Source organism: Microvirga ossetica (assembly GCF_002741015.1).
Lineage (GTDB): Bacteria > Pseudomonadota > Alphaproteobacteria > Rhizobiales > Beijerinckiaceae > Microvirga > Microvirga ossetica.
Map to the genome: position 1 here is coordinate 1,156,381 of NZ_CP016616.1, position 22,648 is coordinate 1,179,028.

General features: G+C 61.8%; 21 protein-coding genes and 2 tRNA genes. 15 read left to right on the top strand and 8 right to left on the bottom strand.

What is annotated here, in order from left to right:
- Window positions 1–86 precede the first annotated feature (86 nt).
- A complete protein-coding gene (locus BB934_RS05400) occupies window positions 87–1,394 on the bottom strand; it encodes a nucleotide sugar dehydrogenase (protein WP_099508713.1) in 1,308 nt (435 codons plus the stop codon).
- A 443-nt stretch (window positions 1,395–1,837) separates the two neighbouring features.
- Between BB934_RS05400 and BB934_RS05405 the strand changes: the two genes are divergently transcribed.
- Window positions 1,838–2,731, top strand: coding sequence for a glycosyltransferase family 2 protein (locus tag BB934_RS05405; RefSeq protein WP_099508714.1), 894 nt, complete (start codon window positions 1,838–1,840; stop codon window positions 2,729–2,731).
- Between the two features lie 11 nt (window positions 2,732–2,742).
- Here the strand turns inward: BB934_RS05405 and BB934_RS05410 are convergent, their stop codons facing one another.
- From BB934_RS05410 to BB934_RS05420, 3 genes are all read right to left on the bottom strand, one after another.
- Window positions 2,743–4,200 (bottom strand): phosphomannomutase, encoded by a 1,458-nt coding sequence (locus BB934_RS05410; RefSeq protein WP_099508715.1) that lies wholly within the window; start codon window positions 4,198–4,200, stop codon window positions 2,743–2,745.
- Between the two features lie 188 nt (window positions 4,201–4,388).
- Window positions 4,389–5,393 carry a Gfo/Idh/MocA family protein gene (locus BB934_RS05415; RefSeq protein ID WP_099508716.1) on the bottom strand — a complete coding sequence of 335 codons (1,005 nt, stop codon included), beginning with the start codon at window positions 5,391–5,393 and terminating at the stop codon, window positions 4,389–4,391.
- 45 nt (window positions 5,394–5,438) lie between these two features.
- A complete protein-coding gene (locus tag BB934_RS05420; protein WP_099508717.1) occupies window positions 5,439–6,509 on the bottom strand; it encodes a LacI family DNA-binding transcriptional regulator in 1,071 nt (356 codons plus the stop codon).
- Between the two features lie 164 nt (window positions 6,510–6,673).
- On the opposite strand from BB934_RS05420, the gene BB934_RS05425 reads away from it, so the two are divergent.
- The 7 genes from BB934_RS05425 to BB934_RS05455 all read left to right on the top strand — a co-directional run bounded on the left by BB934_RS05425 (window position 6,674) and on the right by BB934_RS05455 (window position 13,592).
- Entirely contained in the window at window positions 6,674–7,906 is a 1,233-nt protein-coding gene (locus BB934_RS05425) for an ABC transporter substrate-binding protein (RefSeq protein WP_237050197.1), read from the top strand.
- A 146-nt stretch (window positions 7,907–8,052) separates the two neighbouring features.
- The gene (locus BB934_RS05430) at window positions 8,053–8,925 is read left to right on the top strand and encodes a carbohydrate ABC transporter permease (protein WP_173909502.1); all 873 of its coding nucleotides are present in this window, start codon (window positions 8,053–8,055) and stop codon (window positions 8,923–8,925) included.
- Window positions 8,922–9,806 carry a carbohydrate ABC transporter permease gene (locus BB934_RS05435; protein WP_099508720.1) on the top strand — a complete coding sequence of 295 codons (885 nt, stop codon included), beginning with the start codon at window positions 8,922–8,924 and terminating at the stop codon, window positions 9,804–9,806. The genes BB934_RS05430 and BB934_RS05435 overlap by 4 nt, the downstream gene beginning before the upstream one ends.
- Before the next feature lie 3 nt (window positions 9,807–9,809).
- Window positions 9,810–10,889, top strand: coding sequence for an ABC transporter ATP-binding protein (locus BB934_RS05440; RefSeq protein ID WP_099508721.1), 1,080 nt, complete (start codon window positions 9,810–9,812; stop codon window positions 10,887–10,889).
- A 70-nt stretch (window positions 10,890–10,959) separates the two neighbouring features.
- A complete protein-coding gene (locus BB934_RS05445) occupies window positions 10,960–11,727 on the top strand; it encodes a sugar phosphate isomerase/epimerase family protein (protein WP_099508722.1) in 768 nt (255 codons plus the stop codon).
- 5 nt (window positions 11,728–11,732) lie between these two features.
- The gene (locus tag BB934_RS05450) at window positions 11,733–12,908 is read left to right on the top strand and encodes a Gfo/Idh/MocA family protein (protein ID WP_099512641.1); all 1,176 of its coding nucleotides are present in this window, start codon (window positions 11,733–11,735) and stop codon (window positions 12,906–12,908) included.
- Window positions 12,909–12,947: 39 nt separating this feature from the next.
- Complete coding sequence (locus tag BB934_RS05455) at window positions 12,948–13,592, top strand: ThuA domain-containing protein (protein WP_099508723.1); 645 nt, start codon at window positions 12,948–12,950, stop codon at window positions 13,590–13,592.
- Window positions 13,593–13,667: 75 nt separating this feature from the next.
- Here BB934_RS05455 and BB934_RS05460 read toward each other — a convergent pair.
- Window positions 13,668–13,742 (bottom strand) — tRNA-Gln (locus tag BB934_RS05460).
- A 146-nt stretch (window positions 13,743–13,888) separates the two neighbouring features.
- Here BB934_RS05460 and BB934_RS05465 point away from each other — a divergent pair.
- The 3 genes from BB934_RS05465 (at window position 13,889) to BB934_RS05475 (ending at window position 15,724) form a co-directional block, all read left to right on the top strand.
- Window positions 13,889–13,965: transfer RNA gene (locus BB934_RS05465), tRNA-Pro, on the top strand.
- 829 nt (window positions 13,966–14,794) lie between these two features.
- The gene (locus BB934_RS46905) at window positions 14,795–14,968 is read left to right on the top strand and encodes a hypothetical protein (RefSeq protein ID WP_157934050.1); all 174 of its coding nucleotides are present in this window, start codon (window positions 14,795–14,797) and stop codon (window positions 14,966–14,968) included.
- Window positions 14,969–15,571: 603 nt separating this feature from the next.
- Window positions 15,572–15,724 carry a DUF7696 family protein gene (locus tag BB934_RS05475; protein WP_175608877.1) on the top strand — a complete coding sequence of 51 codons (153 nt, stop codon included), beginning with the start codon at window positions 15,572–15,574 and terminating at the stop codon, window positions 15,722–15,724.
- 928 nt (window positions 15,725–16,652) lie between these two features.
- Here BB934_RS05475 and tnpC read toward each other — a convergent pair.
- Entirely contained in the window at window positions 16,653–17,936 is a 1,284-nt protein-coding gene (tnpC, locus tag BB934_RS05485) for an IS66 family transposase (protein WP_099508726.1), read from the bottom strand.
- Between the two features lie 253 nt (window positions 17,937–18,189).
- Here tnpC and BB934_RS05490 point away from each other — a divergent pair, with 253 nt between their 5' ends.
- Window positions 18,190–19,095: a calcium-binding protein gene (locus tag BB934_RS05490; RefSeq protein WP_099508727.1), complete on the top strand. Its 906-nt coding sequence runs from the start codon at window positions 18,190–18,192 to the stop codon at window positions 19,093–19,095.
- A 268-nt stretch (window positions 19,096–19,363) separates the two neighbouring features.
- Here the strand turns inward: BB934_RS05490 and BB934_RS46910 are convergent, their stop codons facing one another.
- The gene (locus tag BB934_RS46910; RefSeq protein WP_157934051.1) at window positions 19,364–19,678 is read right to left on the bottom strand and encodes a hypothetical protein; all 315 of its coding nucleotides are present in this window, start codon (window positions 19,676–19,678) and stop codon (window positions 19,364–19,366) included.
- A 192-nt stretch (window positions 19,679–19,870) separates the two neighbouring features.
- Here BB934_RS46910 and BB934_RS05495 point away from each other — a divergent pair, with 192 nt between their 5' ends.
- The 3 genes from BB934_RS05495 to BB934_RS05505 all read left to right on the top strand — a co-directional run bounded on the left by BB934_RS05495 (window position 19,871) and on the right by BB934_RS05505 (window position 21,982).
- On the top strand, window positions 19,871–20,854 hold the full coding sequence (locus BB934_RS05495; RefSeq protein ID WP_210422136.1) for a Bug family tripartite tricarboxylate transporter substrate binding protein: 984 nt from the start codon (window positions 19,871–19,873) through the stop codon (window positions 20,852–20,854).
- 36 nt (window positions 20,855–20,890) lie between these two features.
- Entirely contained in the window at window positions 20,891–21,541 is a 651-nt protein-coding gene (locus tag BB934_RS05500) for an SOS response-associated peptidase (protein ID WP_099508729.1), read from the top strand.
- Between the two features lie 168 nt (window positions 21,542–21,709).
- Window positions 21,710–21,982 carry a helix-turn-helix domain-containing protein gene (locus BB934_RS05505; RefSeq protein ID WP_099508730.1) on the top strand — a complete coding sequence of 91 codons (273 nt, stop codon included), beginning with the start codon at window positions 21,710–21,712 and terminating at the stop codon, window positions 21,980–21,982.
- 162 nt (window positions 21,983–22,144) lie between these two features.
- On the opposite strand, the gene BB934_RS05510 is transcribed toward BB934_RS05505, so the two are convergent.
- Entirely contained in the window at window positions 22,145–22,471 is a 327-nt protein-coding gene (locus tag BB934_RS05510) for a hypothetical protein (RefSeq protein WP_099508731.1), read from the bottom strand.
- Window positions 22,472–22,648 lie beyond the last annotated feature (177 nt).

Consider the following 22,648-nt stretch of genomic DNA (forward strand, 5'->3'; position numbering starts at 1 on the left):
CGGTATGAAATCCGGCCGGCTTTGAGTGGACTGCCCGGTGCGGCTGCTGATTTGCCACTCGCCAGCTGTGGCAGCCAAGAGACGATTTACGCCTTCACCACGTTGGCGCGAGCACCGAGATATCGACCGCGGGTATCCACGATGAGCTTTGCGTGCCTCTCGATGGTTTCGTAGTCAAACCGGTCGTGGTCCGTTGCCAGCAGCACCAAGTCGTAGCTGGCCAGTTCCTCGGCGGTCAGATCGACGCTTACAAGGTCGAACGCGTAGCGGCGCATCTTCGGGAAGGTCGGCACATGCGGATCGCTGTAGGCGATCTGCGCACCTTTCGCCTGCAGAAGGCTCATCAGCTCGACGGAGGGTGATTCCCGCATGTCGTCGACGTTCTTCTTGTAAGCGATGCCGAGAACCAGGATCCGGCTGCCGCGGATCGACTTCTCACGGTCGTTCAGGGCATCGGCAATCTTTTCCACGACCCATTCGGGCATCGTGCTGTTGATCTCGCCCGCAAGCTCGATGAAGCGGGTGTGAAGACCGTATTCGCGGGCCTTCCAGGTGAGGTAGAACGGATCGATCGGGATGCAGTGCCCGCCGAGACCCGGGCCGGGATAGTAGGGCACGAACCCGAACGGCTTGGTGGCGGCCGCCCGGATGACCTCATGGATGTCGATGCGCATCCGGTCGGCGATAATCTTCATCTCGTTGACGAGGCCGATATTGACGGCACGGTGGATGTTCTCGAGGAGCTTCGTCAGCTCAGCGGCCTGAGTCGAGCTTACCGGGACGACCGTGTCGATCACCTGACCGTAGAGGGCAAGCCCCACCTCGAGGCAGGACGGCGTGGTGCCGCCGCAGACCTTCGGAATATTTCGGGTGGTAAATTTCGGGTTGCCCGGGTCTTCGCGCTCGGGCGAGAACACGAGGAAAATGTCGTCTCCCACCGAGAACCCGGCCTTCTCGATCCGGGGGCGCAACTCCTCTTCGGTCGTGCCGGGATAGGTCGTGCTCTCCAGGGAGATAACCTGTGCGGCCCTCAGGTGCGGCAGCAGGGCCTCGACGGTATTCAGGACGAAGCTCAGGTCCGGCTCACGGTACTTGTTCAGTGGCGTCGGGACGCACAGGATCAGAGCATCGACGTCTCGGGCCCGGGACAGGTTGGAGGTGGGCTCGAAACCTCTCTGGATCGCCTTGGCAATGCCATCGGTGGCAATGTGCTCGATATAGGTCTGGCCCTGCTTGAGAACATCGACCTTGCTCTGGTCGATATCGAAACCGACCACCTTATAGCCGATTTCCGAATAGCGAAGGGACAGCGGCAACCCAACGTAACCGAGCCCGACGATACCGATAACAGCCGTCTTATCGTTCAGTTTCTTCAGCAGCGCATCTTTGTTCATCGGAAATCTCGGTCTCAAGCTCGTTGAAAGTGCGTCCCCTTTATAAAGCCATCGAACGGGGCCGCACGCTTCCGGGAAGCGCCATTGTGCCGCGCCTACCGGAAAAAGGGAGGCGGCTGTCTGGCCGATAAATGCCGACCGGAGCTGCCTCGGACGCCGCTATACCTTCTCACCGTTCCTCCAGCAACCCTCACTGAGCGTGAGGCTAGGCGCCAAGCATCCAAAGCCAATCTTGGGAACGTCGAGCCTTTCTCTGCTCCTAGAGCACCCCGGCAGACGGGCACGGGCCTAAGCGGGGCTCTACGAACAGCGGCAACCTGGAGTCCCTGGCTGCGCCGGGACATTTTTCCTGAAGGAGTGCCCACCCCCTGGTTCCGGCCCCTCGCTTGCCTTGCAACGGAGGATCGCTCTAGTAGGTCGAACCCGGTCCAGGAGAACAACAAATGCGCATCCTCGCCGTCACGGTGACCTACAACCCAGACACCGCCCTGCTCGGCAAGGCTCTGCAATCGGCGGCTCCGCAAGTTCAGGGGCTTGCCGTGGTCGATAACGGTTCTGCCAATGCAGAGGAGATCCGCACCCTTGTCTCGGCGGTCGGGGCCCATTTTCTTGCCAACCAGCAGAATCTCGGCATCGCCGCCGCCCAAAACCAAGGCGTCGACCTAGCACGAACGACTGGCTTCTCGCACATTCTGCTGCTCGACCAAGACACGGTTCTGACGCCTGGGGTCGTCGCGGACCTGTCGGCCAACTTGGCCGCCCTGGAAGAGCAGCACGGGAGAGTGGCCGCAATCGGTCCTGCCTATTTCGAGGTCAACAGCCAACAGCAGACCCGAGCCTACCGCACCCATGGCCTTCGGCTCTCCCGGATCTCGCTTGGATCGGCGACACAGCCCGTCGCAAGCGATTCGATCATCGCCTCCGGCTCCCTGATCCCGCTTACAGTCCTGGACCGGGTCGGAGGGTTCAAAGAGGACCTCTTCATCGACCTGGTTGACGTGGAATGGTGCTTCCGGGCACGCGCGGCAGGATACGTGAGCTTCCTGTCGCCGACGGCCGCAGTCGACCACCGTCTCGGCAGCGGAACGGTCAAGCTTGGATCGCGTCAAATCGCCATTCACGTTCCGATCCGGAACTACTATTGGGTCAGGAACGCCCTCTGGCTCGCCCGGCAACCCTATACCCCCCTAGCCTGGCGACTTTATTTTATCAGCCGCTGCCTGGCCTTTCTCGGAACTTATCCGACCCTGGCCGACAGAAAAGTTCAGAGATTGCGGCTGATGGCTCGGGGAATCCGCGACAGCTTGGCAAGCCGCCTTGGGCCCCTCGATCCATAAATCCTGACGCTTCAGCCCACCTGCCGTGCCGCTTGTGCCAGCCCCCATTCCAGAAGGCTTTCGACACGCTCATGCGTCTGCGCCTCGACATAGACCCGCAGTTCCGGGGCATTGCCTGAGGCGCGGAAATGGACGACTTCGCCGTTCCGGGCCATCAGACGCACGCCGTCCTGCCCGTCGAGCGCCGCAACGCCGCCCAGCGGCCCCATCAGATCTTCGCGGAAAGCCTCGTCCTGCTGGAGCCGCCTCAGGAAGGCGGCGCTCCTCTCGCTCGGCACGTTCTTGAGGCGATGGCTCGCCGCCGCCTTGAAGGCGAAAGCGGCTCCGACCTCGGCAAGGGTCTTGCCCTGTGCCTTGGCCGTGCCGAGAGCGCACAGGATCGGCAGCATGGCATCGCGGGTGGGAAGGGCTGCAAGCCAGCGGTCCTCACGCCCGATATCGGAACCGAGCAGCACGCCGCCATTGGCCTCGAACCCGACCACCGCCTTGGCCCCAGAGGCGGAGGCCTCCGCCATGCCCTCAATGACGTAAGGCGAACCCACTCGCGTGCGAAGGACCGTCTGGAAGGCCCTGGAGGCCTCCAGGGCGGAGTTGGAGGTCACGGGGGTGACGATCGCGTCCGCCCCCAGATACTTGGCCGTGATCGCCCCCACCAGGTCGCCGCGCAGGAAGGCGCCGGTCGCATCGGAGATCAAGGGGCGGTCCGCATCGCCATCGGTCGAGACAATGGCATCGAGCCTCTGCTCGCCGGCCCATTGCCGCGCCAGAACCTCGTCCTCCTCACGCAGGGCCTCGGTGTCGACCGGGATGAAGCTCGTGGCCCGCCCCAGCGGCACGGCCCGAGCGCCCAGGGTTTCGAGCATCTCGACGATGATGTCCCGGGCCACCGACGAGTGCTGGTAGACTCCAACGGTGAGACCCTCCAGCGCCCTTGCACCGAAGAAATCGCGGTAGCGAGCCTTGTAGGCGGCGATCACATCGAGATCCGGTTTTCCCGGGCGGATGCCACGGGCTGTCTCCGGCACGGCTGTGATCCCCATCCTGGCATGCCATGCCAGGATGGCTGCCTCGTCCTTTTTGTCGATCTCGCCTTGAGCCCGATAAAATTTCAGCCCGTTGCGGTCCTCTGGAATGTGACTCCCGGTGACCATGATCGCTGGGATGCCGAATCGCATGCCGTGGTACGCGAGCGCCGGCGTCGGAAGCGCACCGCAATCGACCGCGCCGAGCCCTGATTCGTGCAGGGCCGCACAGCAAAGCTGGGCAATGCTCGGGCTGCTCTCGCGCAGATCCCGTCCAACCAGCACGAGATTCTTGGCCGCCGCCGCCGAGCCGTCCTCCTTGAGCATCTCGGCAAAAGCGCGCGTGTAAGCAAAAGCCGGCGCGCCATCCAGCTCCACCACAAGCCCTCGCAATCCACTGGTGCCAAACTTCAGGGAGGATGGGAGGGCTTCTGAATTCAGATCCATTTTGGTTTGCCTATGCGCGCTCAAGGGCCTGGCACCGTGGCCAAGCTGGCCCCGCGGTCCCTCTTATATCGGCGATCGAACGGAATTTCGAGGTCAGCTCTATTCCCCGAACCCGCCCTCCAAGCTTCAGCAGCGAGGGACAAGTTCCCCCTTGCACCCTGTGTCGTGTTGGCTTCCGTCAACGGCCGTCAGAGGACTATGGTCTCCCATGCCCCCGAGTCTTCCGACCGGCGGAGCGCATCCAGAATGCGCATGTTCATGATCGCATCCTCCAGGTCATAGGCGAGGTTTGAGCCCTCCCTGACCGCACGGCTGAACGCCTCTCCCTGCAGCTGATACTGATCGACCGCCGGAAACTCGATGGCGCGGGCGGAGCGGTTGGCGTGCGCGGTTCCTTCGTCGACGAAGATCCGGGTTGGCACGTCCGGAGGGGCGTTGAAGGGGATCTCGATCTCGATCCGTCCCTTCGTTCCGAGAATCTGGACCCGCTGGTACGGCACCGACTGGGTCGAGACGGTAAAGGTCAGCTGCCGTCCGCCACCGAAATCCATGAGGGCGCTTGTGGTGCGATCGACGCCGAAGGCCGGATCCCGGTCCATGAGCGTGACCGCCCGAACGGGCTCCGCGTCGAAGAAATACCGCCCGGCGACGATTGCATAGCAGCCGATGTCGAGGAGCCCTCCCCCACCGATATCCGCCTTGTTGCGAATATTCGCGGGATCGCTGTTGAAATAGGCGAAGAGGATCTGGATCGCACGCAGCTCACCGATCTCGCCGCTTTGGATGATCTCGCGGGCCCGGTGCCATTGCGGATGATGGCGGACCATGAAAGCCTCTGCGATCAGAACCTGCGACGAGGCCTGCCGGAGTTGCTCCGCCTCCCCTGCCGTGATGGCGATCGGCTTCTCGCACAGCACGTGCTTGCCGGCAGCAGCGGCTGCCAGCGTCATCGGCACGTGCAGGTGATTGGGCAACGGATTGTAGATCGCCTCGATCTCGGGATCGGCGAACAGGGCCTCATAGGAGCCGTAAGCCTTGGGAATGCCGAACTCCGCCGCCATGGCGCGGGCCGTCCCCTCGTCCCGCGAGGCGACGGCCACCACATCGCAGAGCGGACTTTTCATCAGGCCCGGAACGACTTTCGTTCGACCGATCTTGGCCGTGCTCAGGATTCCCCAGCGGACGGGTTGCATGGCGTTCTCCTCACATCGCGCTCATTGCGGAGCACTTTTTCGATTTCAGAATACCGAGCGGCGCAGCGATTTGTAATCCTTGTGCAGAACCGGACCGGTCGTCTCGCGCTCGAGAAGGGTCAGCGGCAACCGGATGCTCCAGTCCTCGGATTTCATGTCGCCCCGGATGAGCTTCATGAGGACATCCGCTCCCACGCGCCCAAGCTCGTGCAGGGGCTGGCGGAACGTGGTGAGCGTCGGTTCGCTATAATCGGAAAGCTCGATCCCATCGAAGCCGATCACCGACACATCCTGCGGCACGCGCACGCGCTCGGCGCGCACGCGCTTGATGAAGCCGATCGCGCTCTCGTCGCAGGCGGCGAAGATCCCGGTCGGACGATCCTCCATTCGCAGGAAGGATTCGGCGGCCGCGACACCGGTTGCGAAGACGAAGGGCCCTTCCCAGCGCACGAAATCGTGCTGACCGAACCCGGCCGCCGCGATCCCCTCCTTGAATCCCCGAAAGCGCTCGGCTTCGATGATCGAGCTCGGCGTGCCCGAGATATAGCCGAACCTGCGATGACCGAGAGCGCCGAGATATTCCACGGCCCTGCGGGAGGCTTCGCGGTCCTGAACGACCACATTGGGAATGCCGTCGTCCTGGATCGCAGCGCACATGGCCACGATCGGAAGCCCTGATTCGCGCATGTCGCGCGCCCCGTTCTCAGGGATGTAGCCGGTCAGCAGCAGAATGCCATCCACCTGCCGCGACAGGGCGAGATCGACATACCGGGCCTCGCGCTCGCGCCGGTTGTCCAGATTGCCGATGATGATGCCGTACCCGGACTTCGTCAGTTCGTCGTCGACGCCTCGGAGAATCTCGGCGAAGACCGGATTGGTGAGCCTGGGCGCCACCACCAGCACATTCATGGTGCGGCGGGTGCGCAGATTCTGAGCCGTGCTGTTGGGGGTGTACCCGCTGCGGCGCACGGCCTCCATCACGACATCGTGGGTTTTCTTCCGGACCTTGTCGGGGTCCGAGAGGACGCGACTGACAGTTGCCGTCGATACGCCTGCAAGTCGAGCGACGTCGGCAATGCGTATGTCCTTGACCGCCCTCCAGCTTTTCCGACTCATACAGGTTACCTCTGGCCCCCGGCAAGATATGTTACCCTCTTTCAAGGGTCGACAACTTACCTCAACTTCCTTCTTGACTAATCAAAAAAGCAGCTCCAACCTATATCTCAAGATGTAATCGATTACAAAAGTCGATAAAGCGCTTCTGGGAGGAAGCTATGAGCATGAAAACACGCGTTTCCGCGTATACTCTTTCTGTTGCCCTCGTCTGCAGTTCCGGAGCACTCGCGCAACAAAAGGCCGAGGTTCTCCATTGGTGGACCTCCGCCGGCGAATCGGCCTCCGTGAGGGTCTTCGCCGACCAGTTCACCAAGGCCGGCGGCACCTGGGTCGACAACGCCATCGCCGGCGGCGCCAATGCGCGCACCGCCGGCATCAACCGGATGGTTGGCGGCAATCCCCCGACCATGATGCAGTTCAACACCGGCAAGCAGTTCGACGAGCTGGTCAGCAACGATCTCTTGCGCGACGTCGACGCGCAGGCGAAAGCCGGCAAGTGGCGCGAGATCATGCCGAAGCCCATCGTCGATGCGACTGTGCGCAATGGCAAATTCTATGCGGTTCCGGTCAATATTCACGGCCAGAACTGGATGTTCTACAACACCAAGATCTTCGCCGATGCAGGCCTTCAGCCGCCGAAGACCTTCCCGGAACTGATCGAGACCGGCGAAAAGCTCAAGGCCAAAGGCGTCATCCCGATCGCCCTCGGCGGCCAGCCGACCTGGGAGCACAATCTGTTCCGGGCCGTGCTCGTCGGTACTGGCGGCGCCGACATGTTCCGTCAGTTCTACGGTGTCCGTAAGCCGGACGTGTTGAAGGACCCGAAGTTCAAGCAATCTGTCGAGCTCTTCGGCAAGATGCGCGGCCTCGTCGACCCCGGCAGCCCCGGGCGCAACTGGAACGACGCCACCGCCCTCGTGATCACCAACAAGGCGGCCATGCACTTCAATGGCGATTGGGCCAAGGGCGAGTTCACGGCGGCGGGCCAGACGCCCGGCAAGGAATACGGCTGCACCCTCGTGGGCGACAGCCCGAAGGAAGTGATCGGCGGCGACGTGTTCGTCTTCCCGACGACCAAGGACAAGGCAGCGCTTGCGACCCAGGACAAGCTGATCGAGGTTCTGCTTGATCCGAGCACGCAGCTTGCCTTCAACATGAAGAAGGGGTCGATCCCTGTGCGCATGGATGTGGATGTCTCCTCCATGGACGTCTGCGCCCAGAGATCCCGCGCCGTGCTGAAGGATCCGGCCAATCAGGTCGAATCGATGGAGATGCTCACCACACCGAACTTCCAGGGCGCGGTTCAGGATGCCGTCACCCAGTACTGGAATACCCCGACCATGACGGTCGATACCTTCATCGAGAAGGTGACGAACGCCATGCGGGACGCGACCTGAGGACTGCCTGCCTCGCCCCGTCGAAGCGGGGCGAGGCACCCAACCTTGCCGGGTTTTGAACAACTCTCAACGGAGCCTGTCTGGTGGAAACCATTTCGATCCGCGCTCCCAGTGTCAGCCCGGGCGCCACGAAGACCCGACGCCGCATGCGGACACGCCTGCCCGCGGCCATTGCCCTCCTGCCGACCGCGCTCATCGTTCTCGTGGTCTATATCGGCTGCATGCTCTGGACCGTGCGGCTCTCGTTTACGAGCTCGACCCTCCTGCCCAAGCTCGACTGGTTCGGTGTGACGCAATACACCCGCCTCTTCGCCAATGACCGCTTCGTGACGTCGGCCGAGAACATTTTCATTTTCGGCGTCCTCTTCATCTCCGGCTGCCTCATCATCGGCTTCCTGCTCGCCGTCTTCATCGACCAGAACGTGCGTGGTGAAGGTATTTTCCGCACCATCTTTCTCTACCCGTTCTCGATGTCGTTCGTCGTCACCGGCGTGGCGTGGCAATGGTTCCTCAATCCCGGCCTCGGCCTGCAGAAGCTCGTGCGCGACATGGGTTTCGAGACCTTCACCTTCGACTGGATCGTGAACCAGAGGATGGCGATCTACACCATTGTCATCGCGGGCCTCTGGCACGGCTCCGGCCTCACCATGGCCATCCTGCTCGCCGGCCTGCGCGGCGTGGACAAGGATCTCTGGAAGGCGGCCAAGATCGACGGCATCCCGACCTGGCGCGTCTATACCTCCGTCGTTCTCCCTCTGCTCCGGCCGATGGTGGTCACGGCAGTCGTGCTGCTCGCGACTGGCGTTGTGAAGCTCTACGACCTCGTGGTCGCCATGACCCTCGGCGGTCCGGGCATCGCCACCGAAGTGCCGGCAAAGTTCGTCATGGACCACCTGTTCGAGCGCAACAACATCGGCCTCGGAACGGCCGCCGCGACAATCATGCTGATCACGGTCGTAATCGTGCTGGCACCCTGGGTCTATGTTCGCTACGTCCGTCCGCAAGGGAGTCATGCATGAGCGCCGCCGAGCCGCAGGGCCGCCGCCCCCGCCGCCTCACCATCGGTCGCATCGGCGTCTATGCCTTCCTGGCGACGTCGGCCCTGTTCTTCCTGCTGCCGCTTTGGATCATGATCGTGACCTCGCTCAAGCCTATGGAGGAGATTCGGCTCGGCAACATCCTCGCCCTTCCGGCCGCCATGACCTTCGATGCCTGGATCAAAGCTTGGTCTTCGGCCTGCACCGGGCTCGAGTGCAACGGCATCAGCGTCGGCTTCTGGAATTCGGTGCGGATCCTCATCCCATCGGTGATCCTCTCGATCATTGCAGGCGCCGTCAACGGCTACGCCCTGTCGTTCTGGCGCGTCAAAGGCGCCAATGTCATGTTCGGGATCCTGCTGCTCGGCGCCTTCATCCCCTACCAGGTCTTTCTCTATCCCCTGGTGCGCATCTTCTCGATGACCGGGGTTTACAACTCGCTGCTCTGCATCGTGCTCGTGCATGTTATCTTCGGCCTGCCCACCATGACGCTCCTGTTCCGCAACTATTATGCGGGCCTGCCGCTCGAGCTGTTCAAGGCGGCGCGCATCGATGGCGGCGGGTTCTGGTCGATCTTCTTCCGCGTCATCCTGCCCATGTCGACGCCCATCATCGTGGTCGCGGCGATCCTGCAGGTCACCGGCATCTGGAACGATTTCATCTTCGGGCTGACATTCGCCGGCCGCCAGAACCTGCCCATGACCGTGCAGCTCAACAACATCGTGAACTCGACGCAGGGCGAGCGCGCCTACAATGTCGACATGGCAGCCACCATGCTCGCAGCGCTCGTTCCGCTCGTCGTCTATTTCGTGTCCGGCCGCTGGTTCGTCCGCGGCATCGCCGCCGGCGCTGTGAAGGGATAAGGCATGTCGACTGTTTCCGTTCGTGATGTACGTGTCGCATTCGAGGCCGTTCAGGTTTTCGACGGCCTCTCCCTCGACATCGACGAAGGTGAGTTCATCGTCCTGCTCGGACCTTCCGGCTGTGGCAAGTCGACCCTGCTCAATGCGATCGCCGGCCTGCTCGATGTCGCCGAGGGGCAGATCTGGATCAACGGAAAGAACGTCACCTGGGAGGAGCCCAAGGATCGCGGCATCGCCATGGTGTTCCAGTCCTATGCGCTCTATCCCCGCATGAGCGTGCGCGAAAACATGTCCTTCGGCCTGAAGATGGCGAAGACGCCGAAGCCCGAGATTGAGAAGCGCGTGTCCAGGGCGGCCGAGCTGCTGCAGATCGTGCCCCTGCTCGACCGGCGCCCGGACCAGCTTTCCGGCGGTCAGCGCCAGCGTGTCGCCATCGGCCGCGCGCTGGTGCGGGATGCCGCCGTGTTCCTGTTCGACGAGCCGCTCTCCAACCTTGATGCGAAATTGCGCAACGAGCTGCGCGTCGAGATCAAGCGGCTGCATGCCAGGCTCGGCAAGACCACGATGGTCTATGTCACGCACGACCAGATCGAGGCCATGACGCTCGCCGACCGCATCGTGGTCATGAGGGAGCAGAAGATCCAGCAGATCGGCACGCCGGACGAGATCTATCACCGCCCCGCCAATCTGTTCGTCGCTGGCTTCGTCGGATCGCCGCAGATGAACTTCATCAAGGGCAGGATCGAGAACACCGGCGAGGGCCTGAGCTTCCTGGCCGGCGACCGCCGCCTCTCCCTGTCGCACTATCCGTTCGCCACGACTCCCGTCCCGGGCCAGGAGGTCGTGCTCGGCATCCGTCCGGAACATCTGGAAATTTCGAGCGTGGGCACCTGGCCGGGCTTCACGGTCGACATCGTCGAACCCATGGGAGCCGACACCGTGATCTGGTGCAGCGACGCTCTCGGCTCGCTTCAGGTGCGCACCACCGGCAGCCGCAAAGCGGCTCGGGGCGAGAGCCTGACGCTCCACGTCGAGCCGACTGCGATCTCGCTCTTTTCGGCCGATACCGGCGATCGCCTCTGAATCCACCGACATCGCGACCGGGCCGTCGAGTTTACCCCTCGCGCCTGCCTTCTCGAACCTTGAGGACCCTATGAGCGTCACGGACATTCTCTCGATTCAACTCTACACATTGCGATCCCTGGAGGATCTCGACCTCATTCTGGATACGGTCGCCGGTGCCGGCTACCGCAACGTGGAGACGGTCGGCTCACATCTCGACAAGGCCGCGGAGGTCCGCTCCAAGCTTGATGCGCGCGGCCTCAAAGCCTCCTCCAGCCATGTCAGCATGGCGGCTCTGCGCGAGAAGCCCGATGCCGTCGTCGACGCGTGCAGGACGCTCGGCCTCACGCATCTCTACATGCCGGCCGTTCCGCCCGAAGAGCGCGACATGGCCGCGGATGGCTGGCGCTCGCTCGGCCGCGAACTTGGCCAGATCGCGGAGCGCTTTCAATCGCAGGGCATCCGCCTCGGCTATCACAATCATCACTGGGAGTTGAAGCCGAAGGACGGTGCTAAGACCGCGCTCGAATTGATCTTCGAGGCCGCGGGATCGAGCCCCCTCGCCTGGCAGGTCGACGTGGCCTGGCTCGTGCGCGGCGATGCCGATCCCAAGGCATGGATCGACCGCTACCGCAGCAGGGTGACCGCCGCCCATGTGAAGGACATCGCGCCCGCAGGCCAGAACGAGGATCAGGACGGCTGGGCCGATGTCGGCTCCGGCACCTTGAACTGGCGCGAGCTGTGGCGGACCTGCCGCGATGCCGGCGCCGAATGGATGGTGGTCGAGCACGACAAGCCGGCAGACCCCGCGCAGACGGCCCGCAACAGCTTCGCCTTCCTGCGCAATATCGAGGATTGACGATCATGAATACCCTCAACGTCGGCATCATCGGATGCGGCAACATTTCTGGCATCTACCTTCAGAACATTCCCGCCTATCGCGGCCTGACCCTGCGCGCCTGCGCCGACATGCGGCCTGAGGTCGCGCAGGCTCAAGCAAGCCGCCACGGCATCGAGGCGCTATCGGTCGATCAGCTCCTGGCCAGCGACGACATCGATCTCGTGGTCAACCTCACCGTGCCGGCCGCCCATTTCGGCGTCTCGCTCGCGGCGCTGAGCGCCGGCAAGCATGTCTTCTCGGAAAAGCCTCTCGCCGTCGATTTCGAGCAGGGCCGGAAGCTGGTCGACGAGGCGGAAGCCCGCGGTCTTCATCTCGGCTGCGCGCCGGACACCTTCCTCGGCGGCGGCGGACGCCTTGCGCGCAAGCTCGTCGACGACGGCAAGGTCGGGCACATTCTTTCGGGAACGGCCTTCCTGATGTCGCACGGCATGGAGCATTGGCATCCCGATCCAGAATTCTTCTTCAAGCCCGGCGGCGGCCCGATCCTCGACATGGCGCCCTATTATCTCAGTGCCCTCGTCAACCTGATCGGCCCCGTAAAGCGTGTTTTCGCCATGTCGAGCATCGGCTTTCCGGAGCGCATCGTCACCACGGAATCTCCGCGCAAGGGTGACCGGATCCCGGTCGAGACCGCCACCCATGTGATGGCCCTGCTGGAGTTCGCCTCCGGCGCGCAGGTGACTTTCTGCATGAGTTGGGATGTATGGAAGCACAGCCACCCCGCCATCGAGATCTACGGTTCGGAAGGCTCCCTGCGCGTGCCGGATCCGAACTTCTTCGGCGGGCAGGTGGAGATCACTGAACGCGGCGGCGACTGGCGCGCCGTCGATTCGAGCGACATGCCCCTCGGCGCACCCAACTGGCGCTCGCCCAACTGGGCACCGGAGATGCCGAACAAGGCCAATTACCGCGCCCTCGGTCTTGCCGATCTCGCCAGCGCCGTCCTGAACGGCACACCGCATCGTTCCAGTGGCCGCCTCGGCCTGCATGTTCTGGAAGTGATGCACAGCATCCTCGAAGGGGCGGCCACAGGGCAGCCGCGGGCGATCACGACGACCCTCGAACGACCGGCGGTTCTCGACGATGCCGACGCGTCGATCCTCTGGAAGGGGCAACCTCAGGCAGCCTCGGCCGCCTGAGCCCCGGCGAACTCACTTCGTAGAAAGAAAGAACGAACGATGCGGGAAGCACTCATCGTGTGGGGCGGATGGCAGGGCCACGAGCCGGAGCAATGTGCGGCCGTCGTGGCCGAGATGCTGCGGGACGAGGGCTTCAAGGTTCACTTGGAGACCTCGACCCAGGCCTTCGTCAGCCCCACGCTCCACACGATGAGCCTCATCGTGCCGATCTACACCATGTCGAAGATCGAGAAGGACGAGGTCGCCAATCTCTCCCGGGCCGTCCGCGAAGGCACCGGCCTCGCTGGCTTCCACGGCGGCATGGGCGATGCCTTCCGCGAGGCAGTCGAGTACCAGTTCATGTGCGGCGGCCAGTGGGTGGCCCATCCCGGCAACATCATCGACTACCGCGTGACCATCACCCGCCCCGACGATCCGGTCATGCAGGGCATCCAGGATTTCGACTACCGCTCCGAGCAATACTACATGCATGTAGACCCCTCGAACGAGGTCCTGGCGACGACCACCTTCTCTGGCGAGCATGCGCCCTGGATCGAAGGCGTCGTGATGCCGGTGGTCTGGAAGCGCCGCCACGGCCAGGGCCGCGTGTTCTACAGCTCCCTGGGACATGTGGCGAAGGAATTCGACGTGCCGGAAATGCGCACCATCCTGCGCCGCGGCATGCTCTGGGCCGCGCGGGATTGAGCGGACAGCAACGCGTCGAAGCCGGGAGCGAAAGCTGCCCCGCTAAAGCATTGAAAAGAAACGATTTCAGGAGGATGGCTGGGGCGCCAGGATTCGAACCTGGGAATGGCGGTACCAAAAACCGCTGCCTTACCACTTGGCGACGCCCCAACAGTGTGGGCCTACATAATCGGCGTGAAAGCGGCTGGCAACACCGTTTTGCGGGAGATCCAATATCTGTAAGTGGGCCCAAATCTCCCCTTGCGGCGCTCCCCCCTCGCCGCTATAAGACCGGCCTCCCGAGAATTTTTCGGTGTCGGAGTGTAGCGCAGTCTGGTAGCGCACCACGTTCGGGACGTGGGGGTCGCAGGTTCAAATCCTGCCACTCCGACCATTCTTCTCCCTGAAAAATCAGCGACTTAAGAAGCCAATCCCCTTGCGGGCTTCAAGGCCGTGGACCGTTTCATGGACCGGCTCAACCCGCGATAAATAGCTGGCAGCAGGCCCGATCTGGCTCAATTCGACGACTTAAACGGCGTTGCCTTTGCATGGTCCAAGTGGCTGAAGCTGTGGGTCCGCGATTGTATTACGGTAGCCAATCGCATCTTCGATAGGCTGAGCTGAGCCTTTTTGAACCTGACCTCAACAGCAAAAAAACCCGCCAGCCCTGAGGCCAGCGGGACGTTTGAAATGCCTTGGCGCTACTAAGTTACGCGACGTCGGAATGGCGCCACTTTTGCTCGTGAACTTTGACAGGAAGATGACGAGACGCACCACGTGTTGAGAGAGCGACAGTCTCGTCTTTGAATTGACCCATCGCATCAGGTGTCCATACTGGCTGTCATGAAGCACCTGATCGGATACCTCCGAACTCTGCTGTCTCGTCGTCGAATGCCCCGGCCTGAGGCTGATCTCACCTCCGTCGAGTACGAAGCGATCTGCCTGATCACGTATGAAGGAAGGGCGGCCTATGCCCGAGCCCGGGAGCAGGCGTTTTACTGTCGCGCAAGAGGCAGTGAGCAGGGCTTCCGGTTCTGGTCAGCGGTCGCGACCGAAGTTGACCGGCGAGCAGGCGCCAGAGCGAAAAGCGCCAATCAGCAGTCGCGATGAGCCTGAGCGGCGACGTTAGGATGTCCGTGTCTCCCTCCGCTCTCTCGGACAGGGAGGAAGTCGAATGCGCCTCCAGGCCTTACCAAGCCGCAATGGTGTAAGACGAGGATGAGATGACCCCAGAACTGACGAGAATTAGGCATGACTGGCGCCAGTTGCCATTTATCGTCGTTGCAGGGTTGATAATTGGCTTGCTGATCGGCGAAGCGGCTGCGCTCTACGCGGCCAGCAGCTTCGCACAATCTGGGAACGTGAAACTCCACAAGGCGGCCAAGAGGGCTGGATAAGAGAAAGCGCCAGCTTAGCCCTTGGCTTTAACCGCGACTGCCGGCGCCGTTGGGCAGGATACGACGAACTCGGAGTGCAACCGGGTGATCTCGATGCCACTGACGAGAGTGCAGCCCTTCATTGCCGGCGTCTGTGCGATGTACTCCAACGCTGCTTCTTCGTGCCTCACGCCAGTGACCGGCGAAACCGATGGCTCGCCTCTCCACGACTGGCAAAATGTTTGGCGCATCTCGGAGACTGCATACGCTGCGACGAGCAGTCTCCCATTGACCGGCTGCCGATAGACCTGGAACCCACCGCCACAGGTGGTCGTCACATTTCGAGAACCGACGCCCACGTAGTCGGACAGGGATCCACCCTTCGGGGCCGAGGCGCACCCAGCCAGAGAAAGCAGCAGGCCTGAGGCGGCGATTACGAGAAATGGCCGGGAGAGCATCAAGCACCCATTTTCGGAAACAAGGCCGCCCTTCTAACGGGGAATGGTGACTTTGTCGTTTACGGCGGGCCAGCGACACCGCCGCTCTCCGAGTTCACCGGCCAGCCCCGTCAGCACCTGGTCTGAGGAATGGAAGGAGGAGTGCGAAGCCCGAGCCATCCTGGCCATGTCCAAGGAACAGCGGGACGCCTTCTTCAACGGCCGGAAGGATCCCGACGGCAGGTCGATCGACCGCGGCGTGATCGGGGTCCGGGGCGTGAAGGCCGCCGAGGAGATCCCGGCCACTATGGAAAGGTTGCTGGCAGCAAGGGGCCGATAATCCTAAGATACCTGACGCTTCGCAGTCTCTTTCGCGTGTCGATGTTCATCCCCGTTTGGGCTAATGTTCTCGACAATCGGTATTTCAGGTTCGCCAGCTTCTCAGTTTGTTCGCCATTCCATACCAACAACTCTACGAAACATCCCGAATGAGTTCAGGAGGAAGCCGGACGCCAATTGCTAATGGCGGAGGCGGCAGCGAACAAGACCGCGCTTGCGAGAGCGACTGCTGTGATTTCCGCTAGGATCTGGGCAAATGGCTCAACCTCACTCATGTCGTGAGAGATGGCTTCGTTTATCTCGTACACGCAGCCTAACGCTACGCCCAGAAGCGCCCCGATGAATGCCAGCAGTTCGGTGTCCCACTTCTTGCTGGCCGTGGATCTGTTTGAGTGACTGTCGAGAGCGAGAGACAAAGCAGACCCCTCCGGTGAGACACACTAGGCAGCCTCAACCACCGGCGACTTAGCATTGTTCCCGCAATTTTTCTGGGCTCCTGAGGAGGTTCGGCGACCATGCTGAAGCTTGAGGACGTTCGCAGCCGACGCTAAGTACGGCTCTCAATAGATGATAGCGTGGGGAGCGCGCCTGACGATTGGTCAGGAAAGTGAAACCGCTTAAGGGCGCCACGCACTAGGTGCGACCAGTTGTCAGTGAAACATTAGCCAAGCGGCTCCGTTCATAAGTCCCTACGCACTCTTCCGTACGGGTTGCGCTAAGCGCCCGTCCCATGAACGGAGGTACTCTGACCCTACGACCGCAGCGCATTCCGTTCGAATGCTGTTCCGCAAGCTGTAGGCATTCTCGATCTCGGTCCAGAGCGCTCTCTATATCCATGACAGATACTAGATGTTTGAGCCTATGGCGTGCTGGCAAAGATTATCTGCTGCATTGCAAGTAATTACCCACGCCCCATTTTGAGCTGAGGTTCAGGCGGACACGGTCTGAAGGATTGTGTTGAACGCATTGGTTCCCGGGCCGAGGCGCGCCGTGTCGACGACCGTTCGAATGTCCGCCTCGCCCTTGGCAGCCCACATGGCCCGATAACCGTTGGTCACCTTGCGCTGAACGACGGCCGGTCTGAGCGCGCGTTCGCAGGCGTTGTTGGTCGCATCAACCAGTCCGGGCCACTGGGCGAAGGTCAGAAGCTGATCGCGGGCGCGCCGGACCTTGCTCTGAATGTCACGGGCCAGATCGCAGGAGGTCGGCGCAGCCAGGATCGCCTCCAGACTTCGCTCCAGGGCCCGGCGCTTGCGAGCGAGGGTCGAGGCGGCAAGGGATCCGACCTCCTCCGCCAGGGCAAAGGCCCGGTGCAGCCACAGCTGGAGGCGGGAGGGCAGGACATCCGCGCTCGCCTCATCGGCAGAGGCGACGTCGCGGGAAAGATGGGCCAGGCAGGTCTGGTGGGCGTCGGCATGGCCCTGTTGCGCGCTGTAGCGGTCGGAGCACCAGACCTCGGGTCGGTGCCCGTCCATCATCGTCCGGACCACGATGGCGCCCCGGGTCGGCGAGGCGTAATGGACCACCGCCTCCGAACAGCGAAACACCCAATGAGAGGCGTTCGAGCCCTCGATCCGGACGCCGGTCTCATCGGAAGCGGTGACCCGGGCCCGGCGCAACGCCGCAACCGCCCTGTCGCGCTCGGCGACGAAGGCGCCCTGCGCCCGACTCAGCAGGTTCATCAGGCCGCCCTGGCTGACGGTGAGCCCGAACAGATCCGCGAATGCGCTTTGCAGCCGCTCGTAGGACAGAGCCTGGAAGGTCTTGAGATAAGTCGCCATGGCATGGACGCGGGGCCCGAACGGCGTCCCCTTTGCGGCGTCCGGCACGGCCGCGGCGACCCGGGTTCCACACGCCCGGCAGCGCACCGCCAGGCGCCGATGCTGGGTGACACGGGGCGCCACCTCCGGCAGCTCGATCTGCTCGTGGATGCTGATCGTCTCCGCCGGCCAATCCGCCATCAGGACAGCCGAACAGCACGAGCACCGGTCAGGACGGTGCTCGACCACCTCATCCGGCGTGGCGCTGATGATCCGGCTGTGGCCTTCGTGACCGGGCTTGGCTCCGCCCGGTTTAGAGCGCTCGCGCTGCTCTTTGCGATCGGTCGAGGGCGGCTTGGAGGATGTGCGTGACGTCTTTTGCGGCCGCTGCAGTCGCAGCACCAGCTCGATCAGCTCTTCCTTGCTCAGACGCTCAAGATCGCTGCGGCCCATGACAACAGGGAATCAGCGAAACCCACTTTGCGCAAGGGCCTGGGTAATTACCATTGCAATAATACTTATTAGTTAGGAACAACGAATTACCCCAATAATTCATAAGCAATGGAAACGAATAAGAAGTAAAGCGACGCTTGGGATAGGACAATTTCCTTTAATCTACCTTAGACTTATTCTAGCTGATCTTTATTTCAGCGTTTCTTATTTGACTTGAATGCTCGTTCAACCTTTACAGCAGGACTCTAGATCAATGGCTATTTTTAATGGAACAGCAGGAACCGATAGGATCGGTGGTACCAGTAGCTCTGATACAATCAACGGATTGGAAGGTGACGACATCCTTCTTGGGCTACTAGGTAGTGATAGCATCTTCGGTGGCGATGGCTTTGATCGCATCGATGGGCAAGATGGAAACGACTATCTCAGCGGCGGAAATGCCATCGATTTCATTGCAGGCGGTGCCGGCAGGGATCGGATCTTCGGCGACGACGGCAACGATCAACTGATCGGTGAATTGGGCAATGATACTGTTTATGGCGGCTTGGGCGATGACTATGCCGCCGGCAATCCGGGCAGTGATCAGCTCTATGGCGGCGACGGCAATGACTTCTTTGTCGGCGAAGCGGGGAAGGATCGTGTGTTCGGACAAGAGGGCGATGATTTCGTCGCAGGCGGGGACGACAACGATACCGTAAGCGGTGGAAACGGGGACGATCTTGTCGACGGCGACGCGGGCAAGGATGAGCTCTATGGAAACGCAGGGCTAGACGTACTTTTCGGGGATAGCGGACGCGATTATCTCGAGGGAGGAGCGGGCGCCGATGTACTATGGGGTGGCGCTGGAGCCGACCGTTTCGTTTTGCGTAATCTGACGGACACCGGCAGCATCAACGCTGATGCCGATTACATCGGAGACTTCTCGTTCGCGGGAGGTGATCGCTTGGACCTGAGTAGGATCGACGCCAATGAAGGCCGATCAGGGAACCAGGCTTTCAGCTTTATCGGGACGGCGAGTTTCACAAGAGCGGGTCAGGCTAATTACTCAGTAAGTGGGGGTGACACCTTCGTTGCCCTGAACACGGACGCCGACGCGGATGCGGAAGCCGTCATCCACATCGAGCAACTGGGCGTGAACTCAAACTGGTTCGTGCTCTAGGGGATCAGACGCTGTTCCGTGGCTCCTCATCTTTGGCACCGAGCAGTTTTAAACCTGTGAACGGCTAACAACTTCAACAGGAGCAGCTCGTGGCGCGAGCATGCTCCTGTTCTCTTTCATGAGGGGTGTCTTGGGTGAACGCCATCGAGGAGATCCAGACTACCATGCAGAAGCTTGAGGACGTCCGCAGCCGCGTAAACCGTCCGGCCTAAATGACAGCCTGACGAAAGAGCGTCGCAAGTTTTTGACCCGCGACGCTCCGAGCTGGTTACCAGCTTTCCAGCGGCTCGCTGGGACCGGAAGGATTTTCGGCATAGCCGGGGATGATGAAAGGGCCGTCGCTTGGACCGGGGGGCGTTCCGCAGAACGGAGGTTCACCGCCGCCGTGACCGTCATCGCTCGGGAACCAGGACGACAGATCCTCTAACAGGTGTGACAACGGTCCGCCGTATAGCGGACCCACGTCGCCGCCAGGACCGCCGTTCGGTTCCACCGGTATGGGTTCTCCCGGATTGGGTTCTCCCACAGCAATTCCAGGCGGTTCGTTGCCGCTCGAGTCGTAAGGGATGTTGTAGCCGTTCATGAGACGTCCTTTCCAGTAAGGCTGCGCGCTTCCGCCGAGGATGTTCTCCGACGGCGAACGATGATGCTGCCCCACTCCGGATTGGCTGAGCTGTGAGGTGCCTCACAGGAGCTCAAAGACTTCGTTATTTGACGCGATAGCGCCCTCTCGCTACCCTCCCGAAAAAATACCCAATGAATGCGAGGAGGAATCATGTCCAAGTGGAAAATTGCGCTTGCGTCCGCGACTTTGCTGACGGTCGGCAGCATCCAGGCTTTCGCGCAACAGAGCTTCCCCAGCCGTTACATCACCATGATTGTGCCCTTCGCAGCGGGAGGACCGACAGACATCGTCGGCCGTATCGTCGCTGATCATATGTCACGCACGCTCGGGCAGCAGGTGGTGATCGAGAATGTCGCCGGTGTAGCCGGAACGATCGGCGCTGCGCGTGTCGCCAAAGCGGAGCCGGATGGCCACACCCTCTTGGTCGGGCCGATGAGCACCATGAGCTTTTCGCCTGCGCTCTACCCTAAGCTCGCCTTCAATCCGCTCACCGATTTCGAGCCGATCGGCATCGCCGCCTCGGCGCCGATCATGCTCGTCACCAACAATACGATCCCCGCCACCCAGCTCTCGGAATTCACCGACTACCTGAAGGCAAACCCGGCTAAGCTAACCAACGGCAATGCCGGTGTCGGCTCCACCTCCCATCTCGCCTGCCTGCTTCTAAACAACCGTGTCGGCGCTTCCGTCACTCTCGTCCCCTATCGCGGCACTGGGCCGGCCTTGCAGGATGTCGTGTCAGGGCAGGTCGGCTATATCTGCGACCAGGTTACGAGCTTGATGTCCCAGGTCCAGGCCAAGGCGGTCAAGCCGCTCGCCGTGCTCTCGCCGACGCGCTCTCCTGTCCTGCCCGACGTGCCTACGGCAAGCGAAGCTGGCATGAGCGGCATCGACATGGTGGTGTGGAACGCACTGTTTGCGCCCAAAGGAACCCCACCTGAGATTGTCGAGAAGCTGAACTCTGCTTTGCAAAAGGCCATCACTGATCCGGCGTCGCGCGAGAAGTTCCTGCAGCTTGGTGCCGAGCCGCCACCGGAGAGCCAGCGCTCGCCGCAGGCTCTGCGTCAGATCCATGCAGCTGACGTGACGAAGTGGGGTGAGGTCATCCGAGGCGCCAACATCAAGGTCGAATGAGCCGGCGCTGAAATCCTTACAGGACGGAGCCTCCGCGTGTGCAACCTCTACAGCGTCCACACCACCCAGGCGATGATCCGGCAGACCTTCAACGTCGGCCGTGACAATGCCGGCAACATGCCGCCCCTGCCGGGGATCTTCCCTGATCAGATGGCGCCGGTGATCCGCACCGTGGATGGCGAGCGCGAGCTGCTGCAGATGCGCTGGGGCTTCCCGCCGCCGCCGAAGATCGGCAATCAGCCCCTCACCAACGTGCGCAACGTCGCTTCCCCATTCTGGCGTGCCTGGTTGAAGCCGCAGTACCGCTGCCTCGTACCCCTGACCAGCTTCAGCGAGTACAAGGACACCAAACCCCGCAAGACCCCGATCTGGTTCGCCCTGTCAAAGGAACGGCCCCTGGCAGCATTCGCCGGCATCTGGCGGCCCTGGAGAGGCGTCAGAGGCACCAAGGCCGATCCGGTCGAAGGCGAGCACCTGCTCTATTCCTTCCTGACTTCGGAGCCGAATGGGATCGTCGGGCAGATCCATCCCAAGGCCATGCCGGTGATCCTGACCACGCCCGAGGAATACGAGACGTGGCTGACGGCGCCGACCGAGGAAGCCCTAAAGCTGCAACGGCCTCTCCCCGACGACATGCTTGAGATCGTCGCCGAGGGGCAGCGCTCGGACCAGCCGGAGGCGGCCTAAAACTCCGGTAGAGTATTTTGCATCTTTCGCAATCGCTATTTTGTTGCTTCCCTCATAGGACCATTTTCGCAAAGCCTATCAGGGAACAATCCTATGAAACGAAACCCCTCCGGCTCGATCGACGAGACCATAGGCGCCGCAATCAAGGCCCAGTGATTGGCACTGCGCATGAGTCAGGAGCGCTCAGGATATCTGACTGGCCTGACGGTCGAGCAGGTTCGCGCATACGAAGTGGGGAGAGAGATCATCACCGCTGACCGACTTGCCACCATTGTAAAGGCGCTCACGGTCGAAATCGACACCCTTGTGAGAAACGTTCTCCGGGATGTCGACCTATTGCAGTTCCTCGTCTTCTACCCGCGTCTCAGCAACTCTACTAAAGCATCGGTGCAGCGGCTGTGCGCCGACCTTGCCAAGCCGCCTGAGCGTGGGCGCGACTGAGGAACCGACGCGCTCGTTTCACTGTGGACAACGGGGACAAGTCCTGACCGGGACGTGGGGGTCGCAGGTTCAAATCCTCCCACTTCGACCATTCTTCTTCACAGAATGATCAAGCCGAAAAGCGAGCAGCCGCCGGCTGCTTCCGCGGCTCGTCTGCGCTCTTCAATGGGTCGAGAAGCGCCCGTCTTCCGGATGGGTTTCGTAATGCAGGGTCTGTGCCGGGATGGCCTCGAGCGGTTGTGGTGACTTCGGCCATTCCTGCTGCGGCGTCTCGTTCGTCTGAGGCATGTAGCGCGGGCGGAAGCGGAGATCGACGAGGCTGCGCAATTCTGGGGCTGCCAGATCCAGTACGTTCGCATCACGCCAGCGGCGATGCAGCTTCGTCCTGCCCGTCATCCGGCTCCAGAACCCCGTCACTTCTTCCTCGACCTGCAGCACAATGCGGCCGGTCAAGGTCTTGCGAAGATTGAAACGTCCCGTCAGAGCCATCTGACTCTCCTCACCGATCGATCACTTCCAAAAACTTGAGCGTCAAAGTTCCGGTTGCCTGTCCTCGAACTGGCGAAACCTTGGCTTTGGCGCTCGCTTGAAACGATTCCTGATAGCCAATGCCTTTGCGGATCGCCGGTTCCGGTTCAGGTGCGTCTCGGAAGGATGTCGGGTCCG